A 6,388-nucleotide genomic window follows, 5' to 3' on the forward strand; every position below is an offset into this window, starting at 1 on the left:
TACCAACAAAATGGTTTTCTGCCTTCAAAAAACACATCCTACTTTGAGTAACAATTATCATTTTTTATAGACATTACTTCTCCATCAGTACAATATAGAAAAGTAATTATTCAACTAAAACTCCCGATTATTGAGAAGGGTTAGGATTTATCAATCTTGAATTGTATAAGTAGAGGCCTTTAGTATGCTATCAACTCCATTACCTAACCTCTTCCCTCCTTTTACCTTTCCTCCACTATCTCATCGCCCTTGTATCTCTCTAATCCCTTTTCGACCTAAATAAGCATGACCGGTTTGTAATGTAAGTATGGTAGTAAAACCATAGCGACTATAAACTTTCTCAACTTGTTCACTAATCGGGTGAACCCATAGTTTTTCTAGTCGTAAATTTTGAGATTCACTTTGCACGTGTTGTAACAAAAAGCCGATTAATCCTTTTCCTCTATATTCTTCAATTGTCGCCACACTCTCTACTCTCCCTTGATTAGCATGAACAAACAAGCATATTGTAGAACATGGTATCCCTTTATATTTTAAAAGGTAATGGCTATAACGATTATCGTTAAACTCAGATTCTAACGCCTTTTCACGAACTACTCTTCCTCCAAATTCATTAATCTGACACTCTACCCATAAGGCATCATTATAATTCTTAAAGTCTACTTTCTCTATTGTTACATTTTTATTGCATGGTAACTGTATTACTTTTTTATTCCATAGCTGAATCGGCTGTGGAAACTCTTCATACTGAAATCCTTTCTCTTTTAATAGCGCAATAAAGCTTGACTTTGACTCAAATCCATATAAATAAAACCTAGGAATAATATTCATGGCTTTATAAAATGAAGTAACCTCATAGATAACTTTTTCGGGGTCATCAGGTTGATCACTTAAATGAGCATGGTTTGCATCATAATATTCTGGTTGGTCCTGGTTCCAAAACAGAACTCCCCACGGTTGATCTTGTTTATTTGAAAAGGACTGTAAAAGTGCAAAATCAAGCTCTTCTATCTGTTTCATTAAATCCATTTATATTCCGCCTATTCTTGGTTTTTCATCCAATATTTCATTTCAATACTATTGTTCCTATCCCCTTTATTGGACCTAAAAAAGGGAAGTTCTTAAAATAAGTCCCTTAGTTATTCATTAAAGCCCCAGTTTCAATAAGACTCGAAATCAAAATAATAATTTGTCTTTAGCCGTGATGTGAAATTACCCACCAAAGGAAAAACCGAATAAGAAGAGAAGAAGTACTAAAAGGAATATTATACCAATAATAAGTGTAATAAGAGGTACTATTCTCTTTTCCCTTTCTTTATTTAAACTCGTTAACCCAAGTATGATGCCAACTATACTTGTATATGGAGTGAATTTAATGAATTGAACCATAGCTCCGAAAAAGTTAATAAACATCATTCTCACAAACAAAACAATCTGGATAAAGAATATATAACCAACATTAACAAGCATAACTTTCCTAAAACTGATTTTGGCACAAAAAACCTCCCTAAACCTTCAACTAACCTGCCCCAAACGTTAAGAAGAGGAATTCTTCTGTTTCAGAATCGCCCCCTTATACGGAAGACTGGATTTAGGGATATATTTGAGTAATTCCAAAACTAAAGTGTTTATTGTAAAAAACGACTGCTCTTAGGGAGCAGCCGCCATATCTTTTAAGAGGATCCACTACTCAAAAGAATTTTTAAAGTAGACTAAATTATCTGTCCATTCTCCAAATTCAAAAATAAACCCTTTTCTTGTACATTCGTATTCCATCCCTACGCCCTTTGCTAAGTTAAAGGAAGCAGTGTTATCCAAGTTAATATGGGCTTCAATACGATGAAATTTCAAATTGTTAAAAGCAATATTAATTGCTTCTTTCACAGCTTCTTTAGCATAACCTTTTCTCCAATACTGATTGTGGATAGAATATCCTATCCTCCCCCATTGGAAATCACCTCTTGATAAGGTTGAAAAATCGACCATACCTAGATGTACTCCGTCTTCTTTTCTAAATACAGCAAACATGTGAGCAATGTCTGTAATTGCTAGGTCTTGATGTTTATCTATTAGGTTATTAAACCAAACCTGTGTGCATTGGCTCATATCCATTTTACCTTTATCATGACGATGTTGTGATGGGGCGCGATTTTCAAATTCTGTTAGCCAATCCTTATAGTCAGATTTCTTTAGCGGTCTAATTACTAACCTTTCTGTTTCTGAAACAATATCAAATGTATTTTCTGTGATTACCAATGTGACATCTCCTATGCATAAATTTATACCAATAAGTTAAGCCTATTTTGTTATTACGATTTAGTTTATATGCCATAAGACATCACCCCTTTCAATAAATTCCATATTATTACCAGGATATAATTATACCAAACTTCACGTTGGTGCGGAACTCAATATCCGGTTTGCATATACGCCCCGTTAATGGAACATGCAAAAATAAATTATTCACAAGAAACAGACCAATTAAATGCTAGAAAATCTTGCTCAATCTTTGGAGTTTTATTGTTATCAAAACAGGCTTCCTTAGTGTATTCGAGGGAATTATAGTTCAAAAAAACAGCGACTGTCAGTAGTAGAAAAGCAATGGCTGATACTATAAAAAAACTTTTGGTCTTTACCTTCTTCATATCAAAAACCTCCTTTTAAAAACTTGTGTGTCTTCTAAAACTTTTCTGGTCCGTCATTTAAATAGCTAAATGCCTCGATATTCTTTGTGCTTATGTAAAAAAAGACAAAAACCTCTATTGGAGAATCGTCCCCGTTAACGTAAGACTTGATGTCGAGATTTTTCTTAAGTTAATTTTTATTAGAGAATTAACTGTAGTCTAGATAAATGCGGTGGAAATCTATAAATACATATTCGTGACTCCAGGCGATCGGTCTGTGTCATTTTAAAGATTCTTCGTAGCCACTTTTATCATAAAGCACCTCGGGTGTTAATTTCGTCCATTCTTCAACCGTTGTCTCAGGATGATTTTCAACATAATCACGAACAATGTGGTAGCCGGTAATATAACCGAAGCTGTATGGAAACTCATTCCCATCTCCATAAAGAACCGTATTCACTAGATCATCCTCAGTTGAACCCAGAGAATCCTTCACTCGATTCCATAATTGTTTCTCTTGTTCGTCATCCATATGATACGTTTTCACTACTGGTTCTCCGTATAACAAGGAAGCAAAGTATTCAGCTTTTCCTTCAAAAATAATACTACCCAGTAAATCCCATTCATAATTTCGAGCAATTTTTTCGGTCCACACACTGTGGTGATATTCGTGTGCAACCGTCTGTTTTAATCGCTCCTTGCTAAATTGAGGGAAGTAAAAAACAGACACCTTGCCTGCCCCAACATTCACACCCCCGTAATCCAGATTTCCTCTGGGAAGAATACAAACCGTTGTATCTTGTCCCTGTAATGCATCAGCAGATTTCTCCAAGGCTTCAAGTGCCGTTTTTTCAGGTTCTGAAGCCCGAAGAATGGTGATATCATCCTTTACTTTATTCAGTTCTTTTGGAGGAGTACTCACATATTCCTTCACAAGATGAGAATGTTCACCACTCAAACATGATTCTTGTATATGATCCATAACGATATTGTCCCATAATTTTTTCTGCTCACTCAGTTCATCTGTTTTTTCAGCCTTTTTCACATATTCTTGCACATATTCGTAGGCAGAAAAAATCCTTAAAGTTTGACCGTTTTCTGTGGTCTGTTCGATTATGTATTCATCTTGATTAGAGGTCTTTTCAGTTGAGACAATCGCGTCATTTTTTTGGTTGTTTATTTTGTTGGAAGTCCCTTCCTCACATCCTATTAAAATACTAAACAATGCTATGCCCAAAATAATTAAATGTCGCATAGTTCCTCCTTTTAAAAACTATACAATTATGCGGAAATTGACTTAAATTACTATACGTTTGAACGGGAAGATGTTTTCAATACTGCTGTGATCTCGAAACTGAGTTTCCAACTAACCTGCTTATTAGAAAAAAGCGATTGGTCTTATTGAACATTTGCTCCCGTTTCATTAAGACTCGAAATCGAGATATTTCCTGAAAAGTCCTTTGTTTTAGCACATGTGTCTTCAATAAATTGGTTAGAAATTTCCTTTGAACATTCATTTCAATTCTCCTTTTAATTCTGGCTCTATTTGTCTAGCTATGTTAAACTCTCCATCTCTTTCGAAAGCTATAATACCATCATTAGTTTTATCTGTTCCAAGATGTTGTCCTTCCACCATAAGTAGCATAGTACCTTCAGGAAGCCCTTTAGCTTGACCGTCTTCATAAGGTTTATTGACATTTTCTCTTATTTTACCAATTTTTTCACTTAATTCATTTTCAGCTATAGGTTCATGGGTAGTTATATAAAACTGCCCCTCCCAAACAAAATAAGGTGAACTAATTTCTTCTTTATTACATCCAGTTGCAAAACTAACTATAATCACCATTAAGAAAAGCAAACGTTTCATTGTGTACCACCAATCATTAAGATAAATCCAATTTTTAGTTTAACTGCTCTATTACAACAATCGGCGATAACCACTGTCCAGTTATCGTCCCAGATTGCATAATACTTGATTTCAAGGTATTTTTTGAAATAGCCAATCCACCTTTTACTCTTATAGGTTTAAACACAGTAATCGCCTCAGAACTTACTGACTCTTTGTGAATTTACCTCTGGAATCAGGTTGTAATAAACGCTTGGTATGACACATAGAAAGCAAAAATCCCAACGGCAACTTGCATGTAACCTATGTATGAATTCTTCTTTTTCTTAAATTCTTCAATACCCTGAACCAATATATATGCTCCTTAAAAAATCATCATGTATGGAATGACCTTAGTTGGTTCTCCGGTTACTAATCCATAACCAGCTAGAGAAATTACCAAAACAGACAATATAATTTTAACTATATTCAACAAGACCCCCTCTTTCAATTATGGTAATATTGTCCAATACTTATCTATCAATTTCAAGATTGTTTATTAAAAAGGAAATTTATCGGATGAAGTTACGATTCCCATCAATACACATCCCTCAACATAATAAAAAGCCAGCATCAAACGCTGGCTTTGAACCTTCCTAATTCCATTAAAGCCCCCGTTTTTATAAGTCTTGAACTCGAGATACCTTAATGTTGTTCCCTAAACTATCTGATTAATCGCAGAATTTTATTATTCATTTCTTCCATTTTTCCTAATAGCGATAACTGCAATAAAAATCATTAAAATAATACTATTTGCTAATAAAACATACAGAAGGATAGCGGAACCAAAAGCTGCTCCTTGGCTACTAATATAAGCAGCGTAGTTAATACCTCCGTAAAAAAATAAAAATGGAGTGCCAATTGAAGTTATAACTAAGAAAAACTGCGAAATACCCTTTTTAAGATTATAATTAAACCAAATCCAAGATCCGACTATTAACAATAGAGTTGTCAAAAATAATAAAATCTTTATGCCTCCCCGGTAGTACTGAGTCTTCAACAAACCTGCTCCGTCCATTGAATATCCAACTCTCCACTGATTTTACCATAATATTCAAAAAATCTCGGATGAAACCTAAAAGCAGAACAGAAAAGCTGACACCCGGATCGGATGCCAGCTTTTCGTATGATTTTCAGTACCCGACTTTGTTGTTTTTCTACAACTCATTCTAATAGCGTGATAGATTTCAATGAAACTTACAGTCTGTCTCAAGTTTGGTTTATTAACTATTTTCACCTTAATGACCATTAGAGAGGAATGTAATATCTAGTGTATAATATAGATGATTCAGGGAGGGGGACATCTATATGACTAAGATAAAGGTCAGTTTCATAATTAACTCTATCATTACCGGGATTTTCGCATATTACGCTGCAAACTTTTTCGCTCGAGGGACCATTGCAGAGAACTACAGTGGAGAAGAAATTTTTTATCCGGAATTTTTCTTAACTATGCCCCTATGGGGTTTAGGGGTAGTCATTGGGTTGTTCCTATACACTAGAAAAGTTCCAGGCTTATTCTTAGCTCTTTCCCTCTTAATTACTTGGGCTTCCATCCCACTAGGTATAAATTTAGGCTGGAATATGGCTTTTTCCTAAAAGAAGGGCTTGATTATGAGTAAAAAGAAACTGACCCCTGAATCGGAATAAGTAAGTATTTGATAAAGAATAATTGAAGGTATGACACCTAAAATAGAACACCTGGACATCACAACCAAGCGTTCTAATTCTACTTTTTCGTATTGAACTAACGTTAGCAATAGGTAAGCGTTTGAAGTTATCTCCAGCTTTTCCCCTGCTCCACACCGAACGTGCTAGTTTCCCAGCATTCGGCGCTCCATCTAAAGGTATGTACTACATTATAAGTTCCTTTGTTACT

Annotated in this window: 8 protein-coding genes; 1 reads left to right on the forward strand and 7 read right to left on the reverse strand. The window is 34.9% G+C overall.

The features are described from left to right. Window positions 1–240: 240 nt before the first annotated feature. The 7 genes from GLV97_RS17485 to GLV97_RS17515 form a co-directional block, all read right to left on the reverse strand. Window positions 241–1,029, reverse strand: coding sequence for a GNAT family N-acetyltransferase (locus GLV97_RS17485; protein ID WP_160890223.1), 789 nt, complete (start codon window positions 1,027–1,029; stop codon window positions 241–243). Window positions 1,030–1,686: 657 nt separating this feature from the next. Beyond that, window positions 1,687–2,256, reverse strand: a complete 570-nt coding sequence (locus GLV97_RS17490) for a GNAT family N-acetyltransferase (RefSeq protein ID WP_160890224.1) — start codon at window positions 2,254–2,256, stop codon at window positions 1,687–1,689. A 203-nt stretch (window positions 2,257–2,459) separates the two neighbouring features. Beyond that, complete coding sequence (locus GLV97_RS17495) at window positions 2,460–2,645, reverse strand: hypothetical protein (RefSeq protein WP_160842119.1); 186 nt, start codon at window positions 2,643–2,645, stop codon at window positions 2,460–2,462. Window positions 2,646–2,904: 259 nt separating this feature from the next. Then, window positions 2,905–3,879 carry a DUF2268 domain-containing putative Zn-dependent protease gene (locus GLV97_RS17500; RefSeq protein WP_160842120.1) on the reverse strand — a complete coding sequence of 325 codons (975 nt, stop codon included), beginning with the start codon at window positions 3,877–3,879 and terminating at the stop codon, window positions 2,905–2,907. 258 nt (window positions 3,880–4,137) lie between these two features. After that, a complete protein-coding gene (locus tag GLV97_RS17505) occupies window positions 4,138–4,491 on the reverse strand; it encodes a hypothetical protein (protein WP_160842121.1) in 354 nt (117 codons plus the stop codon). Window positions 4,492–4,705: 214 nt separating this feature from the next. Further along, window positions 4,706–4,822, reverse strand: a complete 117-nt coding sequence (locus GLV97_RS20385) for a DUF3953 domain-containing protein (RefSeq protein WP_160890225.1) — start codon at window positions 4,820–4,822, stop codon at window positions 4,706–4,708. A gap of 375 nt (window positions 4,823–5,197) precedes the next feature. Continuing rightward, on the reverse strand, window positions 5,198–5,527 hold the full coding sequence (locus GLV97_RS17515; RefSeq protein ID WP_160842123.1) for a hypothetical protein: 330 nt from the start codon (window positions 5,525–5,527) through the stop codon (window positions 5,198–5,200). A 290-nt stretch (window positions 5,528–5,817) separates the two neighbouring features. On the opposite strand from GLV97_RS17515, the gene GLV97_RS17520 reads away from it, so the two are divergent. Beyond that, complete coding sequence (locus GLV97_RS17520) at window positions 5,818–6,108, forward strand: hypothetical protein (protein WP_160842124.1); 291 nt, start codon at window positions 5,818–5,820, stop codon at window positions 6,106–6,108. The last annotated feature ends 280 nt before the right edge of the window (window positions 6,109–6,388 follow it).

The sequence above is a fragment of the Halobacillus litoralis genome (assembly GCF_009856355.1).
Lineage (GTDB): Bacteria > Bacillota > Bacilli > Bacillales > Halobacillaceae > Halobacillus > Halobacillus litoralis_B.